Annotated in this window: 18 protein-coding genes; 10 read left to right on the top strand and 8 right to left on the bottom strand. The window is 67.3% G+C overall.

Translation table 11 applies throughout. The features are described from left to right. Nucleotides 1-139 precede the first annotated feature (139 nt). From otsB to AC3FNH_RS01400, 4 genes are all read left to right on the top strand, one after another. Nucleotides 140-919, top strand: a complete 780-nt coding sequence (otsB, locus tag AC3FNH_RS01385; protein ID WP_488718913.1) for a trehalose-phosphatase — start codon at nt 140-142, stop codon at nt 917-919. A gap of 72 nt (nt 920-991) precedes the next feature. Beyond that, the gene (locus AC3FNH_RS01390; protein ID WP_488718914.1) at nt 992-2,806 is read left to right on the top strand and encodes a glycoside hydrolase family 15 protein; all 1,815 of its coding nucleotides are present in this window, start codon (nt 992-994) and stop codon (nt 2,804-2,806) included. Nucleotides 2,807-2,840: 34 nt separating this feature from the next. Continuing rightward, entirely contained in the window at nt 2,841-4,232 is a 1,392-nt protein-coding gene (otsA, locus tag AC3FNH_RS01395; RefSeq protein WP_488718823.1) for an alpha,alpha-trehalose-phosphate synthase (UDP-forming), read from the top strand. A 32-nt stretch (nt 4,233-4,264) separates the two neighbouring features. Beyond that, nucleotides 4,265-4,615 (top strand): 4a-hydroxytetrahydrobiopterin dehydratase, encoded by a 351-nt coding sequence (locus tag AC3FNH_RS01400; protein ID WP_276099416.1) that lies wholly within the window; start codon nt 4,265-4,267, stop codon nt 4,613-4,615. Between the two features lie 72 nt (nt 4,616-4,687). Here AC3FNH_RS01400 and AC3FNH_RS01405 read toward each other — a convergent pair whose 3' ends face one another. From AC3FNH_RS01405 to AC3FNH_RS01440, 8 genes are all read right to left on the bottom strand, one after another. Next, on the bottom strand, nt 4,688-5,299 hold the full coding sequence (locus AC3FNH_RS01405) for a nucleotidyltransferase family protein (RefSeq protein ID WP_276099417.1): 612 nt from the start codon (nt 5,297-5,299) through the stop codon (nt 4,688-4,690). Nucleotides 5,300-5,306: 7 nt separating this feature from the next. Beyond that, a complete protein-coding gene (locus tag AC3FNH_RS01410; protein WP_488718824.1) occupies nt 5,307-6,329 on the bottom strand; it encodes an XdhC family protein in 1,023 nt (340 codons plus the stop codon). After that, the gene (locus AC3FNH_RS01415; protein ID WP_488718825.1) at nt 6,302-6,856 is read right to left on the bottom strand and encodes an SRPBCC family protein; all 555 of its coding nucleotides are present in this window, start codon (nt 6,854-6,856) and stop codon (nt 6,302-6,304) included. Before AC3FNH_RS01415 ends, AC3FNH_RS01410 begins: the two co-directional genes overlap by 28 nt. 24 nt (nt 6,857-6,880) lie before the next feature. Beyond that, nucleotides 6,881-8,107, bottom strand: a complete 1,227-nt coding sequence (locus tag AC3FNH_RS01420; protein WP_488718826.1) for a vWA domain-containing protein — start codon at nt 8,105-8,107, stop codon at nt 6,881-6,883. Nucleotides 8,108-8,110: 3 nt separating this feature from the next. Beyond that, complete coding sequence (locus tag AC3FNH_RS01425) at nt 8,111-9,007, bottom strand: AAA family ATPase (RefSeq protein WP_488718827.1); 897 nt, start codon at nt 9,005-9,007, stop codon at nt 8,111-8,113. A 305-nt stretch (nt 9,008-9,312) separates the two neighbouring features. Further along, nucleotides 9,313-10,107 carry an FAD binding domain-containing protein gene (locus AC3FNH_RS01430; protein ID WP_488718828.1) on the bottom strand — a complete coding sequence of 265 codons (795 nt, stop codon included), beginning with the start codon at nt 10,105-10,107 and terminating at the stop codon, nt 9,313-9,315. A 30-nt stretch (nt 10,108-10,137) separates the two neighbouring features. Continuing rightward, nucleotides 10,138-12,522 carry a xanthine dehydrogenase family protein molybdopterin-binding subunit gene (locus tag AC3FNH_RS01435; RefSeq protein WP_488718829.1) on the bottom strand — a complete coding sequence of 795 codons (2,385 nt, stop codon included), beginning with the start codon at nt 12,520-12,522 and terminating at the stop codon, nt 10,138-10,140. Between the two features lie 12 nt (nt 12,523-12,534). Next, on the bottom strand, nt 12,535-13,035 hold the full coding sequence (locus AC3FNH_RS01440) for a (2Fe-2S)-binding protein (protein ID WP_488718830.1): 501 nt from the start codon (nt 13,033-13,035) through the stop codon (nt 12,535-12,537). Between AC3FNH_RS01440 and AC3FNH_RS01445 the strand changes: the two genes are divergently transcribed. From AC3FNH_RS01445 to AC3FNH_RS01470, 6 genes are all read left to right on the top strand, one after another. Further along, nucleotides 13,034-13,234 carry a hypothetical protein gene (locus AC3FNH_RS01445; RefSeq protein ID WP_276099425.1) on the top strand — a complete coding sequence of 67 codons (201 nt, stop codon included), beginning with the start codon at nt 13,034-13,036 and terminating at the stop codon, nt 13,232-13,234. The two genes, AC3FNH_RS01440 and AC3FNH_RS01445, sit on opposite strands and share 2 nt — an antisense overlap. Before the next feature lie 112 nt (nt 13,235-13,346). Beyond that, nucleotides 13,347-13,925 (top strand): YqaA family protein, encoded by a 579-nt coding sequence (locus AC3FNH_RS01450; protein ID WP_276100640.1) that lies wholly within the window; start codon nt 13,347-13,349, stop codon nt 13,923-13,925. A 159-nt stretch (nt 13,926-14,084) separates the two neighbouring features. Continuing rightward, nucleotides 14,085-18,059 (top strand): DUF3683 domain-containing protein, encoded by a 3,975-nt coding sequence (locus AC3FNH_RS01455; protein WP_488718831.1) that lies wholly within the window; start codon nt 14,085-14,087, stop codon nt 18,057-18,059. Then, entirely contained in the window at nt 18,056-18,490 is a 435-nt protein-coding gene (locus AC3FNH_RS01460) for an HIT family protein (protein ID WP_488718832.1), read from the top strand. Before AC3FNH_RS01455 ends, AC3FNH_RS01460 begins: the two co-directional genes overlap by 4 nt. A 165-nt stretch (nt 18,491-18,655) precedes the next feature. Continuing rightward, complete coding sequence (locus AC3FNH_RS01465) at nt 18,656-20,521, top strand: ABC transporter ATP-binding protein/permease (protein WP_276099428.1); 1,866 nt, start codon at nt 18,656-18,658, stop codon at nt 20,519-20,521. A 52-nt stretch (nt 20,522-20,573) separates the two neighbouring features. After that, complete coding sequence (locus AC3FNH_RS01470) at nt 20,574-20,990, top strand: gamma-butyrobetaine hydroxylase family protein (RefSeq protein WP_276099429.1); 417 nt, start codon at nt 20,574-20,576, stop codon at nt 20,988-20,990. Nucleotides 20,991-21,000 lie beyond the last annotated feature (10 nt).

A 21,000-nucleotide genomic window follows, 5' to 3' on the forward strand; every position in this document is an offset into this window, starting at 1 on the left:
GGACACCACCGGGCATCCGGGGTGGGGTGGCGCCGCGAGCACTACGGCGCGGACGAGGACGGGCCAATGTGACGAACTGTCCCGTGTAGGACAGCGCCCGGTGGACGCTCGCCAGAATCACATGCTACGGTTTGACGCGATGCCCCCGTTACCGCTCATCGAACCCAATACCGCGCTGTTTCTCGACTTCGACGGTACCCTGGCCGATCTTGCGCCCCGCCCCGAGCTGGTTCAGGTCGAGCCCGAACTGGTCGGGACGCTGCGCAGGCTCTACGAGCGCCTGGAAGGCGCGCTCGCCATCGTTTCCGGCCGGCCGATCGTCGAACTCGACTACTTCCTGCAGCCACTGCTGCTGCCGGCCGCCGGCGTGCACGGTGCCGAACTCCGCACCGAAGGCGCCCAGGTCGAAATGAAGCCGGCGCCAGGCCTGGAGCCGCTGATCCCGCCGCTGGAAGCGCTGGTGCGCCGGCATCCGGGGCTGCGTCTCGAGCGCAAGTCCGTGGCGGTCGCCATCCACTATCGCGAGGCGCCCGAACTGGAAGGGCTGGTGCGTGCCGCGGTGACGGACGTGCTGCGCCATGCAACCGGCCTCGAGGGCATGCCCGGCAAGATGGTCGTGGAGATCAAGCCCGCGGGCATTAACAAGGGCGACGCGATCGCGGCCTTCATGAACATGCCGCCGTTTGCCGGGCGCGGCCCCATCTTTGCCGGCGACGATGTGACAGACGAGGCGGGCTTCGCCGTGATCCGCAAGCTCGGCGGCGTCGGCGTGCTGGTCGGCCAGCGCGACACCCTGGCCACGGTCAGCGTCACCGGGCCGGCCGCGCTGCGCTGCTGGCTGCACCGGTCCGCGCGCGCGCTCGATGGCACACCGGCCCCGGATGAGTTGCCGGGTGTCCGCTCCACAACGACATCTTGAGGGGGATTCGCTGTGACATCCGTAACCAATCCAAGCAGCCCATCCGAACTGGGCCACCCGCCGTCGGAAGGCGTGCACAAGACCGTCGATGGCGGCACGCGCCACGCGGCGCCGTCGCTGTCGCTCGGCATGATCGGCAATTGCGCGTTCTCGGCGCTGGTCGACTGCCGCGGCCGGATCGTGTGGGCGTGCATGCCGCGCTTTGACGGCGACCCGGTCTTCAACGCGCTGCTCGACCCGAGCGAGAACGCAGGCCACTTCTCGATCGAGATCGAGGACTTCCACGCTTCCAGCCAGTGGTACGAACCGAATACCGCCGTGCTGCGCACGCGCCTGACCGACATCCACGGCAACTGCCTGGAGATCACCGACTTCGCGCCGCGCTTCTTCCGGCTGGGCCGCTATTTCCGGCCTATCACGATCGTACGCCGCATCCGCCCGGTGCGCGGCGCGCCGCGCGTGCGCGTGGTGGTAGCGCCGCGCTTCGAGTGGGGACGCAAGGTGCCGGAGATCACGCGCGGCAGCAGCCATGTGCGCTACATCGGCGACAGCATGACGCTGCGCATGACCACCGATGCGCCACTGGCCTACGTGCTGTCGCACACGCCCTTCCTGCTCACGCGCAGCCATAACTTCATCCTCGGCCCCGATGAGACGCTCAATCACGGTGTCGAGGAAACCGCGCGCGACTTCGAGCAGGAGACCACCTCCTACTGGCGCATTTGGAGCCGTCGCCTGGCGGTGCCGCGCGAATGGCAGGACGCGGTGATCCGTGCCGCGATCACGCTCAAGATGTCGCTGTATGAGGAAACCGGCGCGATCGTTGCCGCGATGACCACCAGCATCCCCGAAGCGCCTGGCAGCGGGCGCAACTGGGACTACCGCTTCTGCTGGCTGCGCGACGCTTTTTTTGTGGTGCGCGCGCTCAACAGCCTGTCCGAAGTCGGCACCATGGAGGACTACCTGCGCTGGCTGTCCAATGTGGTGATGCAGTCGCAGGACGGGCATATCCAGCCGCTGTACGGCATCGGGCTCGAGCGCGAACTGCCGGAAAGCATCCTCGACCACCTGCCCGGCTACCGTGGCATGGGTCCGGTGCGCGTGGGCAACCAGGCGCAGGAGCACTTCCAGCACGACGTCTACGGCAATATCGTGCTGGGCGCGGCGCAGGCCTTCCACGACCACCGGCTGCTGCATCGCGGCGGCCCGTCCGAATTCCGGCGGCTCGAGGAAGTCGGCGAGCAGGCCGTGAAGGTGTTCGGCACGCCCGATGCGGGCATGTGGGAGCTGCGCACGCGCGCACGCGTGCACACCTCGTCGGCGCTGATGAGCTGGGCCGCGTGCGACCGCATTGCCAAGGTCGCGGAAAAGCTCGCGCTGCCGTCGCGCGCGGAGTACTGGCATGAGCATGCGCAGCGCATGAAAGGCCGCATCCTGGCCGAGTCGTGGAATGCGTCGCGCCAGGCCTTCACTGAAAGCTTCGGCGGGCGCGAACTCGATGCCAGCGTGCTGCTGATGGCAGAGGTGAACTTCATCGATCCGCGCGATCCGCGCTTCATGTCCACGGTCAAGGCACTGGAAGGGACGCTGTGCGACGGCCCGTATATGCGCCGTTATGAAGCGCCCGACGATTTCGGCAAGCCCGAGACCGCGTTCAATATCTGCACCTTCTGGCGCATCGATGCACTCGCACGGATCGGGCGGCGCGATGAAGCGCGGGAGATCTTCGAGGCGATGCTGGCGGCGCGCAATCCGCTGGGCCTGTTGTCCGAAGACACCCATCCGGTGACGGGCGAGATGTGGGGCAACTTCCCGCAGACCTACTCGATGGTCGGGCTGATCAACGGCGCCATGCGTCTGTCGTCGCCCTGGGATAGCGTGATCTGAGCGGGGCCGGCATGACGAACACCCACGACCTGATATGCCAAGACTAGTAGCGGTATCCAACCGGGTTGCCGATCCGCGCAATATGGCCGCGGGCGGGCTCGCGGTCGCGTTGTCCGAGGCGCTGCGCCAGACCGGCGGCCTGTGGTTCGGCTGGAGCGGCAAGGCGCTGGAAGCCAGCCAGGGGGGCACGCCGGGCGAAGGCGAGCTCCACCTGCAGCAAGCCGGCAATGTCACGCTGGCCACCGTGGACATGAGCCGCGAAGACCATGACGCCTACTACCTCGGCTACAGCAACGGCGTGCTTTGGCCCGCGTTCCATTACCGCCTGGACCTGGCCGACTTCGACTCGAACTACCTCAACGGGTACCGCCGCGTGAACCAGCTGTTCGCACGCAAGCTGGCGCCGCTGCTCGAGCCCGATGACATCATCTGGATCCACGACTATCACCTGATCCCGCTGGCGGCCGAATTGCGCGCCATCGGCTGCGGCCAGCGCATCGGCTTCTTCCTGCATATCCCGCTGCCGCCGCCGCTGATCCTCGCGGCCATCCCGCAGCACGACTGGCTCATGCGCGCGCTGTTCGCCTACGACTTGCTTGGCTTCCAGACCCACACCGACCTGGAGCACTTCTCGCGCTACGTGCAGAACGAAGCGTTCGCCGAGCCGATGGGCGAGCATCGCTTCCGGGCCTTCCATCGCACGGTGCGCGCCGAGGCCTTCCCGATCGGCATCGACGTGGACGAGTTCATCGAGCTGGGGCGTGGCACTGAAGCACAGGAAACGTTCGAGATGATGCGCGGCCAGTATGCGCAGCGCAGGCTGCTCCTCGGCATCGACCGGCTCGACTACTCGAAGGGCCTGCCGCAACGTCTGAAAGCGTTCTACCGGCTGCTTGCTGAGTACCCGGAGAATCGCATGAGCGCGACGCTGGTACAGATCGCGGCACCGTCGCGCGAGTCGGTGGATGCGTATGCCGACCTGCGCAACGAGATGGAGCGGCTGAGTGGCGCCATCAATGGAGAGTTCGGCGAGCTGGACTGGATGCCGGTGCGGTACATCCACCGCACCACGGCGCGCAAGCGGCTGCCGGGCCTGTGCCGTGCCAGCAGCGTGGCGCTTGTCACACCGCTGCGCGATGGCATGAACCTGGTGGCCAAGGAATTCATCGCCGCGCAGGACCCGGATGATCCGGGTGTCCTGGTGCTTTCGCGCTTTGCCGGTGCGGCGGAGCAGCTCAAGGAGGCGTTGCTGGTAAATCCGTATGATACGCGCGCCACGGCGCAGGCCATTCAGCAGGCCTTGCATATGCCGCTTGCCGAGCGACAGGCTCGGCATCAGAAGTTGCTGGAACGCGTGCGCTGCCAGGATGTGCACTGGTGGAGCCAGGAGTTCCTGCGGGCCCTGTCGGAAACCGAGGGTGGCTGAAGTCTTGCTGCGGCTGCCGAAGGAGGATTGCCATGAGCGAGAAACTGGAATCGCAGACCTGCACGCCTTGCCGTGGAGGCATTCCGCCGCTGGAACGGGCAGAGGCGGAAGCGCTATTGGCCGAGACGCCTGGGTGGACGCTGGCCGACGACGCCGGCCGGCTCGAACGCCGCTTCACCTTCGGCAACTTTGCGCAGGCGCTGGCCTTCGTCAATGGGGTGGGGGAACTGGCCGAGGCGCAAGGCCATCATCCGGAGATCAGCTTTGGCTGGGGGCATGCCACGGTGTCGTGGCGGACCAAGAAGATCAAGGGGCTGCATCGGAATGATTTTATTATGGCGGCTAAGACTTCGGGGGTGGCTGAAGGGGTTGTTCGGGGGTAAGGGGTTCTTGGCATGCGCTGCTGTTTCGCCAGCTACGCCGGCAAAACAGCGGCGCCCGCCAAGAACAACGACTCAACGCCTGCTGAGATCCCCCGGCAAATCCACATCCCTAAACGCCCCCTCATCCTCCGTCAAAATCCTCGTCACAGGCTGCGTCTTCAACAGGGCCCTGGCCCCTTCATCCCCATCGAGGCGAAGCAATTCCTCCCGCCAGGCCGCGCCAAATCCGACCGGATGCCCACGCTGCCCGTCGCGCCACGGCGCGGCGATGGTTTCGGGCGTGGTGATGGTCAGGGCCACCGCCCTGACCAGTTCCATCGGCAACCACGGCATGTCGGCAAGCGCCACCACCCAACCATGCGCATCGGGCGTGGCCGCGACTGCCGCACGCAGCGCCGCGCCCATGCCGGCCTCGGCCTCGGCGGCTTCGATCACACGGCAGCCGCCCCGGCGCAATTCTTCTGAGAGCTCAGGATTGCCCGGCCGGATCACGGCGATCGAGTCTGGAAGCGCCGCGGCCAGCGTGCGCGCGCTGCGCCACGCAATGGTGCGGCCGTCAGGCAGCTTTTCGAGCAGCTTGTTGCGCTGGCCATTGGCGTCGAAACGCCGGCCGAACCCGGCCGCCAGCAGGATCCCGGTCGGCAGGTCGGTCTTGATCAGGGGCGCATTGCGGGCGGCATTCATGGCGTCCTCAGGTGCTGCAGCTGCTGCCGGTGCCTGCCGCCATTTCCCGTGCGGCCTTGGCGCCCTCGACCTGGAGGATGTCCGGTAGCGAGACGTGGTTCTTGGCGGCCACGACTTCGGCCAGGATGGAGATGGCAATCTCGGGCGGCGTACGGCTGCCGATGAAGATCCCGACCGGGCCGTGCAGGCGGGCCAGCTGAACATCGTTCAGGTCGAACTCCTTGAGGCGTTCGCGCCGTGCCTGGTTGTTGCGGCGCGAGCCCAGCGCGCCGACGTAGAACGCGCGCGTGCGCAGCGCTTCCATCAGGGCCAGGTCGTCGAGCTTGGGGTCGTGCGTGAGCGCGATCACCGCGCAGCGCTCGTCGAGGTTCATCTCCATCACGGTGTCGTCGGGCATGGTGCGCACCATGCTCACGCCAGGGATGTCCCACGTTTCCGTGTATTCCTCGCGCGGGTCGCACACGGTGACCTGGAAGCCCAGCCCCACGGCAATCTGGCACAGGTACTTTGACAACTGCCCCGCGCCAATCACCAGCATGCGATAGCGCGGGCCGTGGATGGTGCATAGCGTCCGGCCGTCAAAGGCCAGGCCATCGGTGGCTTCTGCCGGTCCCAGCATGGCGTTGCCGGTGGCCATGTCGAGCGTGCGCGCGACCAGCCGGCCGTTCTCGACCGCGTCGAGCAATTCGGCGATGCCGCTCGCCGGCCCGATGGGCTCGGTCACCAGTTCGATGGTGCCGCCGCACGGCAGGCCGAAGCGGTGGGCTTCCTCGGCGCTGATGCCGTACTTGACCGATTCGGGATGGTCCGCGGTGATGCCGAGCCGGCGCACGCGGTCGATCAGATCGTCTTCGATGCAGCCGCCGGAAACCGAGCCGACGACGAGCCCGTCATCGCGCACGGCCAGCATCGCGCCTTCGGGGCGGGGCGACGAGCCCCAGGTCCTGACTACCGTGACCAGAAGCACGCGGTGGCCTTCCTGCTGCCACCGTACGCTGCTTCTCAGGACTTCGAGATCCACGCTGTCCATGATCGCTTCCGCTTGGGTTCCTCTGCTTGTTGCGTCTCGCCGCCATCGGGGGCGGCGTCTTGTTGTGGTTCGGCTTCATCGGGCGCCGGCGCGGCCAGTGCCTCGGTGAAACGCGTGAAGAAGGCGTCCGCCATCTTGCGCGCCGCGGCGTCTACCAGCCGCGAGCCGATCTGCGCGATCTTGCCGCCCACCTGCGCGTTGACCGCATACGTGAGAACCGTTTCGTCGCCGTCAGGTTCCAGCGTGACGCGTGCGGTCCCCTTGCCAAAGCCGGCTGCACCGCCTTGTCCGTCGAACTGGATGGTGTAGCTGTCCGGCGCCTGGATGTCCTGCAGCGCCATGCGGCCCTTGAAGCGCGCCTTGACCGGGCCGACCGCCGCGGTCAGTGCGAGCTGGTAGGCATTTTCGCCGTCAGGTTCGATGCTCTCACATCCGGGGATGCACTGCTTGAGCAGCGCCGTGTCATTGAGCGCTTCCCATGCCACTTGCTGGGGCACCGGCAGGCGCTGGCTTTGATTCATTTCCATGGGGGCGCTCCTTGTCTGCTTGATTTATTTCATAGGTGAAGCGAAAGCCGTGCCGGCGCCTGGTTCGGACAGCAAGGTCTGCAGCGCGAGCAGGCTGTCGAGATTGTGCGCCGGGCGTAGCGCGTCCACATGTGGCAGGATGGCCTGCACGCCGCGCGCCTGCGGTGCGAAGCCGGGATAGCGCAGCAGCGGGTTGAGCCAGATGATGCGGTGCGCAAAGCGCCGCAGCCGCGCCATCTCCTGGCTCAGCAGGTCGATGTGCTCGTGGTCCAGGCCGTCGGTGACGAGCAGCACCGTGGCGCGTCCCGACAGCGTGCGGCGTGCCCACTGGCGGTTGAAGCTTGCGAGCGCCTCGCCAATGCGCGTGCCGCCGGCCCAGTCGCGCACCTGGCCGGTGATGACGGCCACGGCCTCGTCGGGGTCGCGTTCGCGCAGGGCGCGCGTGATGTTGGTGAGCCGCGTGCCGAACAGGAACACCGACAGCCGCTCGCGCGAGAGCGTCAGCGCATGGCAGAAGTACAGCACCGCGCGCGAGTACTGGCTCATCGAGCCCGAGATGTCGAGCAGCAACACCACCGGCGGCTTGCGCTCGGCGTGGCGGCGGTATTTCCAGCGCAGCCACTCGCCGTGCTGGCGTACCGCCAGGCGGGCGCTCGCGCGCAGGTCGGCATGGGTGCCGCTGCCGGCCGGGCGCAGCCGGCGCGTGCGTTCCATGGCCAGGTGGGCGCGGCGCTTGCGTACCAGGTGCTGCAGCGCGCGCCATTCCTGCGCGGTCAGGGTCTCGAAGTCGCGCTGGGCCAGGCGCTCCTGGTCCGAGAACGTCAGGGGCACCGCGAGCCGTTCGGCTTCGGTCTGCTGCGGCCGCGCGGGCAGGTCGGGCTGGCGTGCCGCCAGGGCGTCGGCGAGGCGGTTGCTGCGTCGCGGCGGCGGCGCGCCGGCATCGACGCGCGGCAGCAGCATGGCGCGCAGCTTGCCTTCCCAGTCGGGGTCGCGCCAGAACAGGTCGAAGGCGGCATCGAACAGCGGCCGCTGGTCGGGGCCCGAGAGCACCAGCGCGGCCAGCGCCGCACGGACGTCATCGCGCTGGCCGATATCCACGTATTGCAGCGCCTCGAGCGCGTCGACCGAATGGGCGGGCGACAGCGCGAAGCCGCCGTCATGCAGCAGCCGCATGAAATGCGTGACGTTGCGCGCCAGCACCGGCAGGGCGGCGCCACGCTTGCCGGCGCGGGCGGGATGCAGCGTGGCCATGGTTCAGGTCGCGGCAGACGTGCCCGCGAGCAGCTCGGCCACGGTGGGGCCGTCGGCGCGGGCCAGGTCGTCCTGGTACTTGAGCAGCACGCCGAGCGTGTCGCGCACGGACTGCGGGTCGAGTTCGGTCACGCCGAGCGCGGACAGCGCGCGGCACCAGTCGATGGCTTCGGCGATGCCAGGCGCCTTGAACAGGTCGATGCCGCGCAGGCGGTGGATGAAATCGACGGCCTGCGCCTGCAGCCGCGCGGCGGCTTCCGGCGCGCGCGCGGCGACGATCTGCAGTTCGCGATCGCGCTGCGGATAGCCCATCCACTGGTACAGGCAGCGGCGCTTGAGCGCGTCGTGCACTTCGCGCGTGCGGTTGGAGGTGACGATGATCAGCGGCGGCCGCTCGGCGCGGATCACGCCGATTTCGGGGATCGATACCTGGTATTCGGACAGTATCTCCAGCAGGAACGCTTCAAACGGTTCGTCGGCGCGGTCGATCTCGTCGATCAGCAGCACGCGCGGCGCGCCGGGGGCGGCGGGGTCGGGCAGCAGGGCTTCGAGCAGCGGGCGCTTGAGCAGGTAGTCGTCGTGATAGAGCGACTGCGCTTCGGGGCGCTCGCCGCGCGCTTCGGCCACGCGCAGGGCCATGATCTGGCGCGGGTAGTCCCACTCGTACAGGGCGCTGGCGGCGTCCAGGCCTTCGTAGCACTGCAGGCGCAGCAGGCGCGTGCCCATGACTTCGGCCATGGCCTGCGCCAGGGCGGTCTTGCCGACGCCCGGTTCGCCTTCGAGGAACAGCGGGCGCTGCATGCGCAGGGCGAGGTACAGCACGGTCGCGGTTTCGCGGTCGGCGAAGTACTGGTGGGATTGCAGCAGGGACTGGGTGTGGTCGATGGAGGTGGGTTGCATTGCAGCGTGTCGCGTGTCGTTACTTCATGCGTTGTTGCTTGGCTTGGCGCCGCGGGCATAGCCTCCTTCGGAGGCTACTTCTTCTTTGTCTCGCCAAAGAAGAAGCAAGAAAGGCGACCCCGTGATCGGCGACACCTCCTCGCGCTGGGCCGGCTCCGAGCTTGTCCGGGGCGATGCCCCGGACGACCGCGGAGCCGGCCCAGCGCGAGGCGCCGCTCAAGGGGAGAGAACAACCAAACCATCGCGGTTCGGATGGCATTGGCTGCTGCTTTGCTTGCTGACTCCCCTTGGCGGCGCTCCTGCATCTACCCTGCTGCCTCCACTGCCCTCGCTGCCAGCACCGGGATCAGGTGTGCGCGGTACTCGGCGGATGCGTGCAGGTCGGCGTTCAGGCTTGATGGATCGACCTTGACCGCCTTCGCCGCCGCCGGCGTGAAGCTGGCCGACAGGGCCTGTTCCAGCGGCTGGCAGCGGAACACGCTGTCGGCCGCCCCGGTGACGGCGACGCGCACGTTGCCGCCGGTGCGCGCAACCATTGCGCCGACCAGCGCGAAGCGCGAGGCCGGGTTGCGGAACTTGATGTAGGCGGCTTTCTCGGGGATCGGGAAGCGCACGGCGGTGATCAGCTCGTCAGGCTCCAGCGCGGTTTCGTAGAGGCCCTTGAAGAAGTCATCGGCCGCAATGGTGCGGCGGTCGGTGACCACGGTGGCGCCCAGGCCCAGCACGGCGGCGGGGTAGCACGCGGCGGGATCGTCGTTGGCGAGCGAGCCGCCGATGGTGCCCATGGCGCGTACCTGGCGGTCGCCGATACCGCCGGCCAGCGCGGCCAGCGCGGGAATGCGCTGGCGTACATCGGCGTTGGCCGCGACGTCGGCGTGGCGCGCGGCGGCGCCGATCACCACATCGTTGCCTTCGACGCGGATGTCGGCCATGCCGGGAATGCGGGCCACGTCGATGAGCGTCGACGGCGCGGCGAGGCGCAGCTTCATCGCGGCCAGCAGGCTCTGGCCGCCGGCCAGGAACTTGGCGTCCGGATCGGCCTTGAGCTTCGCGACGGCCGCCTTGGCATCAGCTGCGCGTTCAAACTGGAATGCGTACATGTCGGTTTCCTTTACGGTTCGTCGGCGGGCTCAGGGCTTGGCGGCCTCGGCGGCCTGGATGGCCTGCCACACGCGGTGCGGCGTGGCGGGCATCTGCAGGTCCTTCACGCCGAGCGGGGACAGCGCATCGACCAGCGCGTTGATGAAAGCCGGCGGCGAGCCGATGGCGCCGGCCTCGCCGCAGCCCTTCACGCCCAGCGGGTTGTGCGTGCAGGGCGTGCCCTTGGCCGTTTCCACGGTGAAGTCGGGCAGGTCGGCCGCGCGCGGCATGGCGTAGTCCATGTAGGAGCCGGTCAGCAGCTGGCCGCTGTCGCGGTCGTAAATGCACTGCTCCAGCATGGCCTGGCCCAGGCCCTGGCCGATGCCGCCGTGTACCTGGCCTTCGACGATCATCGGGTTGATGATGTTGCCGAAGTCGTCGACCGCGGTGAACTTCACCACCTGCGATTCGCCGGTGTCCGGATCGACTTCCACCTCGCACACATAGGCACCCGAGGGATACGTGAAGTTGGTGGGATCGTAGAACGCGTTCTCGTTCAGGCCCGGCTCCAGCTTGTCGAGCGGATAGTTGTGTGGCACGTACGCGCTCAGCGCGACTTCGCCGAAGGTCTTGGTGCGGTCGGTGCCGGCCACGCGGAACAGGCCGTCGCTGAACTCGATGTCGGCATCGGACGCCTCCAGCAAGTGCGCGGCGATCTTCTTGGCCTTGGCCTCGATCTTGTCCAGCGCCTTCATGATCGCCGAGCCGCCCACCGCGAGCGAGCGCGAGCCATAGGTGCCCATGCCGAACGGCACGCGGCCGGTATCGCCGTGCACGATCTCGACCGATTCCAGCGCGATGCCGAGCCGGTCCGCCACGATCTGCGCGAAGGTGGTCTCGTGGCCCTGGCCATGGCTGTGCGAGCCGGTGAACACGGTCACCGTGCCGGTCGGGTGCACGCGGATCTCGCCGACCTCGAACAGGCCCGCGCGCGCGCCCAGTGCGCCGGCGATGTTCGACGGCGCCAGGCCGCACGCTTCGATGTAGCAGGAGTAGCCGAGGCCGCGCAGCTTGCCGCGTTGCTTCGCCTCGTCGCGACGGGCAGGAAAGCCCTTCACGTCCGCGAGTTCCTGCGCGCGTGCAAGGCAAGGTTCGTAGTCGCCGGTGTCGTAGGTCAGGCCGACTGGCGTGGCGTACGGGAACTGGCGGATGAAGTTCTTCCGGCGCAGCTCGGCAGGGTCCGTCTTCAACTCGTGCGCGGCGGCTTCCACCAGGCGCTCGACCACGTAGGTGGCCTCGGGCCGGCCGGCGCCGCGGTAGGCGTCCACTGGCGCGGTGTTGGTGAATACCGCTTTCACCTCGGCGTAGATAGCGGGCGTGGCGTATTGTCCGGCCAGCAGCGTCGCGTAGAGGATGGTGGGCACGCTGCTGGCGAAGGTCGACAGGTACGCGCCCATGTTCGCGGTGGTGTGCACGCGCATGGCCAGGAACTTGCCGTCGCTGTCGAGCGCCAGCTCGGCCCTGGTCACGTGGTCGCGCCCGTGCGCGTCGGTCAGGAACGACTCCGAACGTTCTGCGGTCCACTTGATCGGCCGGCCGACCTTTTTCGACGCCCAGGTCAGCGCCACGTCTTCCGGGTACAGGAAGATCTTGGAGCCGAAGCCGCCGCCAACGTCCGGCGCGATGATGCGCAGCCGCGATTCCGGCAGGCCCAGCACGAAGGCGCCCATCAGCAGGCGTTCCACGTGCGGGTTCTGGTTGGCCACGTAGACGGTATAGCTGTCGTCCTGGCGCGCGTAGCTGGCGTTGACCGCGCGCGGCTCGATCGCGTTCGGGATCAGCCGGTTGTTGACGATATCGAGCGTGATCACGTGCGCCGCTTTTGCAAAGGCGGCGTCGGTAGCGGCCTTGTCGCCGTGGCCCCAGGTGTAGCAGGTATTGGCCGGCACGTCGTCATGCACGAGCGTCGAGGCGGTCGCGGCATCGGCGGCGTTGACGACGGCGGGCAGCTCTTCGTAGTCGACCTCGATCTTCTCGGCGGCATCCTTCGCCTGCATCAGCGTTTCGGCCACCACCAGCGCCACCTGGTCGCCGACATGGCGTACCTTGCCCTGCGCGATGACGGGGTGGGGCGGCTCTTTCATCGGCGAGCCGTCGATGCTGTGGATCAGCCAGCCGCAGGGCAGGCCGCCCACCTTGTCGGCGGCCATGTCGTCGCCGGTCAGCACGGCGATCACGCCGGGCGAGGCCAGCGCGGCGCTCTTGTCGATCGACCTGATGCGTGCATGCGCGTGCGGCGAGCGCAGGAAGTAGCCGTAGCTCTGCTGCGGCAGCACGATGTCGTCGGTGTACTGGCCGTTGCCGGTCAGGAAGCGGAAGTCTTCCTTGCGCTTGACCGCCGTGCCGACGAATTTTTGCGATTCGGGTGCGTTCATGGCTGGGCTCCCTTACTCTGCGCTCGCGGCGGTGCCCGCGCGCATGGCGGCCTGGCCCTGCTGCACGGCCTTGACGATGTTGTGGTAGCCCGTGCAGCGGCACAGGTTGCCTTCGAGCTGCTGGCGGATGGCGGTGGCATCGGCGTCCGGCTGGGCCTTGACCAGCGCGGTGGCCGCCATGACCATGCCCGGCGTGCAAAAACCGCATTGCAGGCCGTGGCATTCGCGGAAGGCTTCCTGCATCGGATGCAGGCCATTGCCGATCTTGTCGCCGGCCAGTCCTTCGATCGTCGTGACCTGGGCGCCATCGGCCTGCACGGCGAGGATATTGCAGGACTTGACCGCGCGTCCGTCCAGGTGGATCGTGCAGGCGCCGCACTGCGCGGTATCGCAGCCGACGTGCGTACCGGTCAGGCGCAACTGGTCGCGCAGGAACTGGACGAGGAGGGTATTGGGTTCTACCTGCGCGTCAACGGCCTTGCCATTGACCGTCAGGTGGATCGGAATCGGCATGCTTGTCTCCATGTGGGTGGACGCGCATGACCAACTCCCCGAAATCCCGAAAAAAACAGCGCGGGACTGGCCACGACGCGGTACTGCCGTTTGCTACGGCTATTTCGTGATATTGGTGCTGCCGGTGCTGCCCACGGCGACTGCCGTGCGGGAGGAAAACTCCCGGCGGCCGCGAACGTTTGGCCGCGACGGGCTCTAACAGTTAATCACAAATCGCCGGGCGCTGCCATGCGGGTTGCCCGTGCCCCGAAAGGGGGGCGGCTAGAATGGTTGACGCCACCCAGGCACTACCCGATACCCGGCATCACGACATGGAAGCCTTCTTCGACTGGCTGTTCGACATCGTCGCCCTCCCCAAGGTGGGCCTGCCCGCCATCTTCGTCGTCAGCCTGGTGTCGGCCACGCTGCTGCCGCTCGGCTCGGAACCGGCGGTGTTCGGCTATATCAAGCTCAATCCGCACATGTTCTGGCCGGCGGTGGTGGTGGCCACGCTCGGCAATACGGCCGGCGGCGCCATCGACTGGTGGCTTGGCTATGCGGCCAAGCTCGCGCTGGTGCGCTACCGCAAGCGGCGCCAGGAGCGCGAGCACGAGCAGGAACACCTCCAACATCGCAAGCATGTGCGCAAGCCCACCAAGCCGAAGCTCGATGCGCGCTATTTCCACTGGATGCGGCGGCTGGGCCCGCCCACGCTGCTGGCATCGTGGTTGCCGGCCATTGGTGATCCATTGTGCACTCTGGCGGGTTGGCTGCGACTGTCGTTCTGGCCGAGCCTGGCCTATATGGCGATCGGCAAATTCCTGCGCTATCTGGCCATGACTGCCAGCCTGCTGTGGATTCCTGACAGTTTTTGGCACAACATTGCCGAAATCTTCCGGGCGTGGTTCTGAATCCTTGTGTGGATCATGGCGCATAAAGCGGCGCTAAACCCTTGTTCCGACTCGGGTTGTGCCGTGTTGCGGTGCGGCGAAACCGCGCCATGCAGTACAATCGCCCTTTAATGAACGATCGGCGCACACCTCCAGTGCGCAGCAGGAAGCGGTCCCCCCATGAACGCCCCACTCGTGCTCGACGCCAAGCTGGCCGCGCAGGACGCCCCGCCGCGCCTGCGTGAAATTCCCTATAACTACACGTCCTTCTCGGACCGCGAGATTGTCATCCGCCTGCTGGGCGATGAGGCCTGGCGCATCCTGGACGAACTGCGCAGCGAGCGCCGTACCGGCCGTTCGGCGCGCATGCTGTACGAGGTGCTGGGCGATATCTGGGTGGTACGCCGCAACCCGTACCTGCAGGACGACCTGCTCGAGAACCCCAAGCGCCGCCAGATGCTGGTGAGCGCGCTGCACCACCGCCTGAGCGAGATCGAGAAGCGCCGTGCCGCCGACCGTGCCGAGCACGCCGAGCCGGCCGCCGAAGACCGCTCGCACCGCGTGGAGCAACTGGTCGCCTTTGCCAAGCAGGCAGTTGAGGACTTCAAGAACGAGTTCGCCGCCGCCTACGACCTGCGCAAGCGCGCGCAGCGCGTGCTGGGCCGCGTCACGCAGAAGGACAACATCAAGTTCGACGGCCTGTCGCGTGTTTCGCACGTGACCGACGCTACAGACTGGCGCGTGGAATATCCGTTCGTCGTGCTGACGCCGGACACCGAGGAAGAGATCGCCGGCCTGGTCAAGGGCTGCTTCGAGCTCGGCCTGACCATCATCCCGCGCGGGGGCGGCACCGGCTATACCGGCGGCGCCGTGCCGCTGACGCCGATGAGCGCGGTCATCAATACCGAGAAGCTGGAACAGCTCGGCCCGGTCGAGCAGACCGACATGCCGGGCGTCTCGCACAAGGTTGCCACCATCTTCTCTGGCGCCGGCGTGGTGACGCGCCGCGTGGCCGACGCCGCCGACAAGGCCGGCCTGGTGTTCGCGGTGGACCCGACCTCGATCGACGCATCGTGCATCGGCGGCAACGTCGCCATGAACGCCGGTGGCAAGAAGGCCGTGCTGTGGGGCACCGCGCTGGACAACCTGACCTGGTGGCGCATGGTCGATCCGGAAGGCAACTGGCTGGAAGTCACGCGCCTGGACCACAACCTGGGCAAGATCCACGACGTGCCGGTCGCCACCTTCGAGCTGAAGTGGTCCGACGGCAACCGTGCGCCGGGCGAGAAGGTGCTGCGCACCGAGACGCTCGTGATCGAGGGCCGCAAGTTCCGCAAGGAAGGCCTGGGCAAGGACGTTACCGACAAGTTCCTGGCGGGCCTGCCCGGCGTGCAGAAGGAAGGCTGCGACGGCATCATCACCAGCGCGCGCTGGATCCTGCACCGCATGCCGAAGTTCATCCGTACCGTGTGCCTGGAGTTCTTCGGCCAGGCGCGCGATGCGATTCCGAGCATCGTCGAGATCAAGGACTTCCTCGACGCCGAGTCGAAAAAGCCGGGCGGCGCCATCCTTGCCGGCCTGGAGCACCTGGACGAGCGCTACCTGCGCGCGGTCGGCTACGCCACCAAGAGCAAGCGCAACGCCTTCCCGAAGATGGTGCTGATCGGCGACATCGTCGGCGACGATGAAGACGCCGTGGCGCGCGCCACTTCGGAAGTGATCCGCATGGCCAACGGCAAGAGCGGCGAAGGCTTTATCGCCGTGAGCCCCGAGGCCCGCAAGAAATTCTGGCTCGACCGTTCGCGCACCGCCGCCATCGCGCGGCATACCAACGCCTTCAAGATCAATGAAGACGTGGTGATCCCGCTGCCGCGCATGGGCGAGTACACCGACGGCATCGAGCGCATCAACATCGAACTGTCGATCAAGAACAAGCTAGCGCTGGTCGACGCGCTCGAGGCCTTCTTCGCGCGCGGCAACCTGCCGCTCGGCCGCAGCGACGACGCCAACGAGATCCCGAGCGCCGAACTGCTCGAAGACCGCGTGCAGCACGCGCTCACGCTGCTGCGCGAGATCCGCGCGCGCTGGCGCTACCTGCAGGACCACCTCGACACGCCGCTGGCCACCGCCAAGGCGTCGCTGATCGGGCACGGCCTGGGCCTGCTCGGCCAGGCCTTCGACGCGCGCCTGGCGCAGCAGCCGGATGCCAATGTGTTCCACCTGCTGCAGGACCGCACCATCCGCGTGTCCTGGAAGGGCGAAGTGCGCGCCGAGCTGCGCAAGATCTTCAATGGCGGCGAGTTCAAGCCGATCCTCGACGAGGCGCAGGCGATCCACAAGGAGGTGTTGCGCGGCCGTGTGTTCGTGGCGCTGCACATGCACGCCGGCGACGGCAACGTGCACACCAATATCCCGGTCAACTCCGACAACTACGAGATGCTCCAGGATGCCCACCGCGCGGTGGCCCGCATCATGGACCTGGCGCGCTCGCTCGACGGCGTGATTTCCGGCGAGCACGGCATCGGCATCACCAAGCTCGAGTTCCTGACCGAGGAAGAGATCGGCGACTTCCGCGTCTACAAGCAGAAGGTCGATCCGCAGGGCCGTTTCAACAAGGGCAAGCTGCTGCCGGGCGCGGACCTGCGCAATGCATACACGCCGTCGTTCGGCCTGATGGGACATGAGTCCATCATCATGCAGCAGAGCGACATCGGCGCCATTGCCGACAGCGTCAAGGACTGCCTGCGCTGCGGCAAGTGCAAGCCGGTGTGCGCCACGCACGTGCCGCGCGCCAACCTGCTGTACAGCCCGCGCAACAAGATCCTGGCGACTTCGCTGCTGGTCGAGGCCTTCCTGTACGAGGAGCAGACCCGCCGCGGCGTGTCGATCAAGCACTGGGACGAGTTCTCGGACGTGGCCGATCACTGCACGGTGTGCCACAAGTGCGCGACGCCGTGCCCGGTGAAGATCGACTTCGGCGACGTGTCGATGAACATGCGCAACCTGCTGCGCAAGATGGGGCAGAAGAAGTTCAACCCCGGCACAGCCGCGTCGATGTTCTTCCTGAACGCCACCAGCCCGGAAACGATCAACCTGACCCGCAAGGTCATGATCGACTGGGGCTACAAGGCGCAGCGCCTGGGCAACGAGGTGCTGAAGAAGTTCGCGAAGAAGCAGACCGCGCATCCGCCCGCCACCGTGGGCAAGCCGCCGGTGCGCGAGCAGGTGATCCACTTCATCAACAAGAAGATGCCGGGCAACCTGCCCAAGAAGACCGCGCGCGCGCTGCTCGATATCGAGGACAGCGAGATTGTGCCGATCATCCGCGACCCGAAGGCGACCACGCCCGAGTCGGAGGCGGTGTTCTACTTCCCGGGCTGCGGCTCGGAGCGGCTGTTCTCGCAAGTCGGCCTGGCCACGCAGGCGATGCTGTGGCATGTGGGCGTGCAGACCGTGCTGCCGCCGGGCTACCTGTGCTGCGGCTATCCGCAGCGCGGCAACGGCCAGTACGACAAGGCCGAGAAGATGGTCACCGACAACCGCGTGCTGTTCCACCGCGTGGCCAATACGCTGAACTACCTCGACATCAAGACGGTGGTGGTCAGCTGCGGCACGTGCTACGACCAGCTCGCCGGCTATGAATTCGAGAAGATCTTCCCGGGCTGCCGCATCATCGACATCCACGAATACCTGCTGGAAAAGGGCGTGAAGCTCGAGGGCGTGACCGGTACGCGCTACATGTACCACGACCCCTGCCACACCCCGATCAAGACCATGGACCCGACCAAGCTGGTCAATGACCTGATGGGCGGCAACGCGGGCGCCGGCAAGATCGAGAAGAACGAGCGCTGCTGCGGGGAGTCCGGCACGCTGGCGGTGACCCGCCCGGATGTCTCGACCCAGATCCGCTTCCGCAAGGAAGAGGAGATGACCAAGGGCGCCGACAAGCTGCGCGCCGACGGCTTCAGCGGCGACGTCAAGATCCTGACCAGCTGCCCGTCGTGCCTGCAGGGGCTGTCGCGCTATAACGAGGATGCGTCGGTACAGGCCGACTACATCGTCGTGGAAATGGCGAAGCATCTGCTGGGCGAGAACTGGATGCCCGAGTATGTGGCCAAGGCCAACGCCGGCGGCATCGAGCGGGTGCTAGTGTGACGCGCACACCGGGTTGCACGCTGTGCGAAGCCGACGGCGGCGAACTCGTCTGGATGGGTGACCGCGCCCGCGTGATCCTGGTCGAGCACGACCGCTTCCCCGGCTTCTGCCGCATCGTCTGGAACGACCATGCGGCCGAGCTGACCGACCTGGACGATGGCGACCAGGCCTGGCTGATGCGTCTGGTGGCGCGCGTCGAGCGCGTGGTGCGCGAGGTCATGACGCCGGACAAGGTCAACCTGGCCGCGTTCGGCAATATGGTCCCGCACCTGCACTGGCACATCATTCCGCGCTACCGCTGGGACACGCATTTCCCCGAGGCGATCTGGGCGGCACCCCAGCGTGCTGCCGACGCGGCGCGCGTGGCCGAACTGGCCAGCCGGTTGCCGGCGCTGCGTACGGCACTTTCCGTGCTGGACACCGACGCCTGAACACGGCACCTGACGGCCCGCTGCGTGAGGTAGGATGCCGGCGCGGAACCCACGCCCGCGTGGACGCGTCTGAATCCTGTTGTCGATGCGGCGGCCATCCGCGCCGCCTCTTCCCCCAAAAGAACAAGTCCGCCGCGGCTGCGCAGCGGGCGAACCGCTGCCGCTATGTCCTCGACCCCGACATCCGTCACCGTACCGGGCCCGGCCGTTCCCGCACGGGCCCTCAAGATCCAGAGCCGGCTGCGCATGGCCGCGACCTGGGCGCTGATCAAGCCTTACTGGAAGTCCGAAGACCGCAAGGCGGGGCTCGGCCTGCTGACCCTGGTGGTGGCGCTCAACCTGGGCATCGTCTATATCAACGTGCTGCTCAACGAGTGGAACCGCGTGTTCTACAACGCGCTGGAGCAGCGCGACTACGCCTCGTTCAAGGTGCTGCTGCTGCGCTTCTCGTGGATCGCGGCGTTCTTTATCGTCGCCGCGATCTCGCGCCAGTACTACACGATGATGCTGCAGATGCGCTGGCGTACCTGGATGACGGGCCGGTTCATGGGCCACTGGATGGGGCACCAGGCGTACTACCGGATCGAGCAGACGCACACCACCGACAACCCTGACCAGCGGATTTCCGACGACCTGCGCCAGTTCACCGACGGCGCGCTGTCGCTGTCGCTGGGGCTGCTCAATTCGGTGGTGACGCTGCTGTCCTTTGTCGGCATCCTGTGGACGGTCTCTGGCCCGATCAGTCTTGCGCTGGGCGGCAACGAGATCGTGATCCCGGGCTATATGGTGTGGTTCGCCGCGGGCTACGCGGTGATCGGCTCGCTGATCGCGCATATCGTCGGACGGCCGCTGATCGGCCTGAATTTCCAGCAGGAACAGTACGAGGCGGATTTCCGTTTCACGCTGGTGCGCCTGCGCGAGAACAGCGAACCCGTGGCGCTGTACCGCGGCGAACCGACCGAGCAGGCTGGCCTGCGCGCGCGCTTCGACCGCATCCGCGCAAACTGGAACCAGCTCATGCGCTATACGCGGCGGCTGACCTTCGTGAGTTCGGGTTATGCGCAGTTCGCGATCATCTTCCCGATCCTGGTGGCGGCGCCGCGCTACTTCGCCGGCAAGATGACGCTCGGCGGCCTGATGCAGACCAGCTCGGCCTTCGGCCAGGTGCAGGGCGCGCTGTCGTGGTTCGTGGACAGCTACGCCACGCTGGTGGGCTGGAAGGCCGCGGCCAACCGCCTGATCGATTTCCAGGAGGCGATCCGCGTGGCCGAGCGGCAGGACCAGGCGCATACCGGCGTGCGCGATATCGAGGTCGAACATACCGGCGCGCCGCAGGAGGGCATCCGTGTCGAGGGCCTGGGCCTGGCGCTGCCGGTGCGCGCGCAACGCGGCGCGAGCGTCGGTCAGCGCGCGCTGGTGGCGCCGTTTTCACTGGCCATCGCGCCGGGCGAGCGCTGGCTCGTGAGCGGGCCCTCCGGCTGCGGCAAGAGCGTGCTGTTCCGCGCGCTGGCCGGAATCTGGCCGTATGGCAGCGGCACCATCACGATGCCGGCCGACGCGCGCACGCTGTTCCTGCCACAGCGCAGCTACCTGCCGATCGGCACGCTGGCCGATGCGCTCGCCTACCCGGACGCAGGCACGGCCCATGCCGCCGAGGCGCTGCAGGCCGTGTTGCGGCAGGCCCGCCTGCAGCAACTCGTGGACCAGCTCGACGTATTCGACAACTGGTCGCTGCGGCTGTCGCCCGGCGAGCAGCAGCGCCTGGCCTTTGCCCGCGCGCTGCTGCAGAAGCCCCGCTACCTGTTCCTGGACGAGGCCACCAGCGCGCTTGACGAGGAAACCGAGGGCATCATGTATCGCCTGATGGTCGAGGCGCTGCCCGACGCGGCGATCGTCAGCATCGCGCACCGCAGCACCGTCGCGGCATTCCATGGCCGCCGCCTGCGCTATGTGCCCGATGACGGCGCCGGCACCCAAGATGGGCAAGGCGGGGGCGCTGCGGTAAGCTATCGGGTCGTATGCGAGGCGTGAGCGCGAACCGCGTCACGCCAACCCACCAGGCGCCCGCGCCGGCGCACCCACTATGGCAGGCCTCGAAAAAGATACTCCCCATCCCACCGCGCTGACGGTGCACACGCAGTCGCGCGTGCTTGAAGTCGGCTTCGACAACGGGCGCAGCTTCCGGCTGCCGTTCGAGCTGCTGCGCGTGTATTCGCCGTCGGCCGAGGTGCAGGGACACGGCCCCGGCCAGGAAGTGCTGCAGACCGGCAAGCGCGAGGTCGGCATTGCCGCGGTCGAGCCCGTGGGCAACTACGCCATCCAGATCCGCTTCAGCGACGGCCACGATACCGGCATCTATTCCTGGGAACTGCTGTACCGCCTCGGCGACCAGCAGGATGCGCTGTGGGCCGACTACCTGAAGCGCCTGGAAGCCGCCGGCGTCGATCGCGACACGCCCATGGCGGCGCCCGGCGGCCATGGCTGCGGCCATCATCACTGATCTGTACCTG

The organism is Cupriavidus sp. 22TCCZM01-5 (assembly GCF_057798915.1).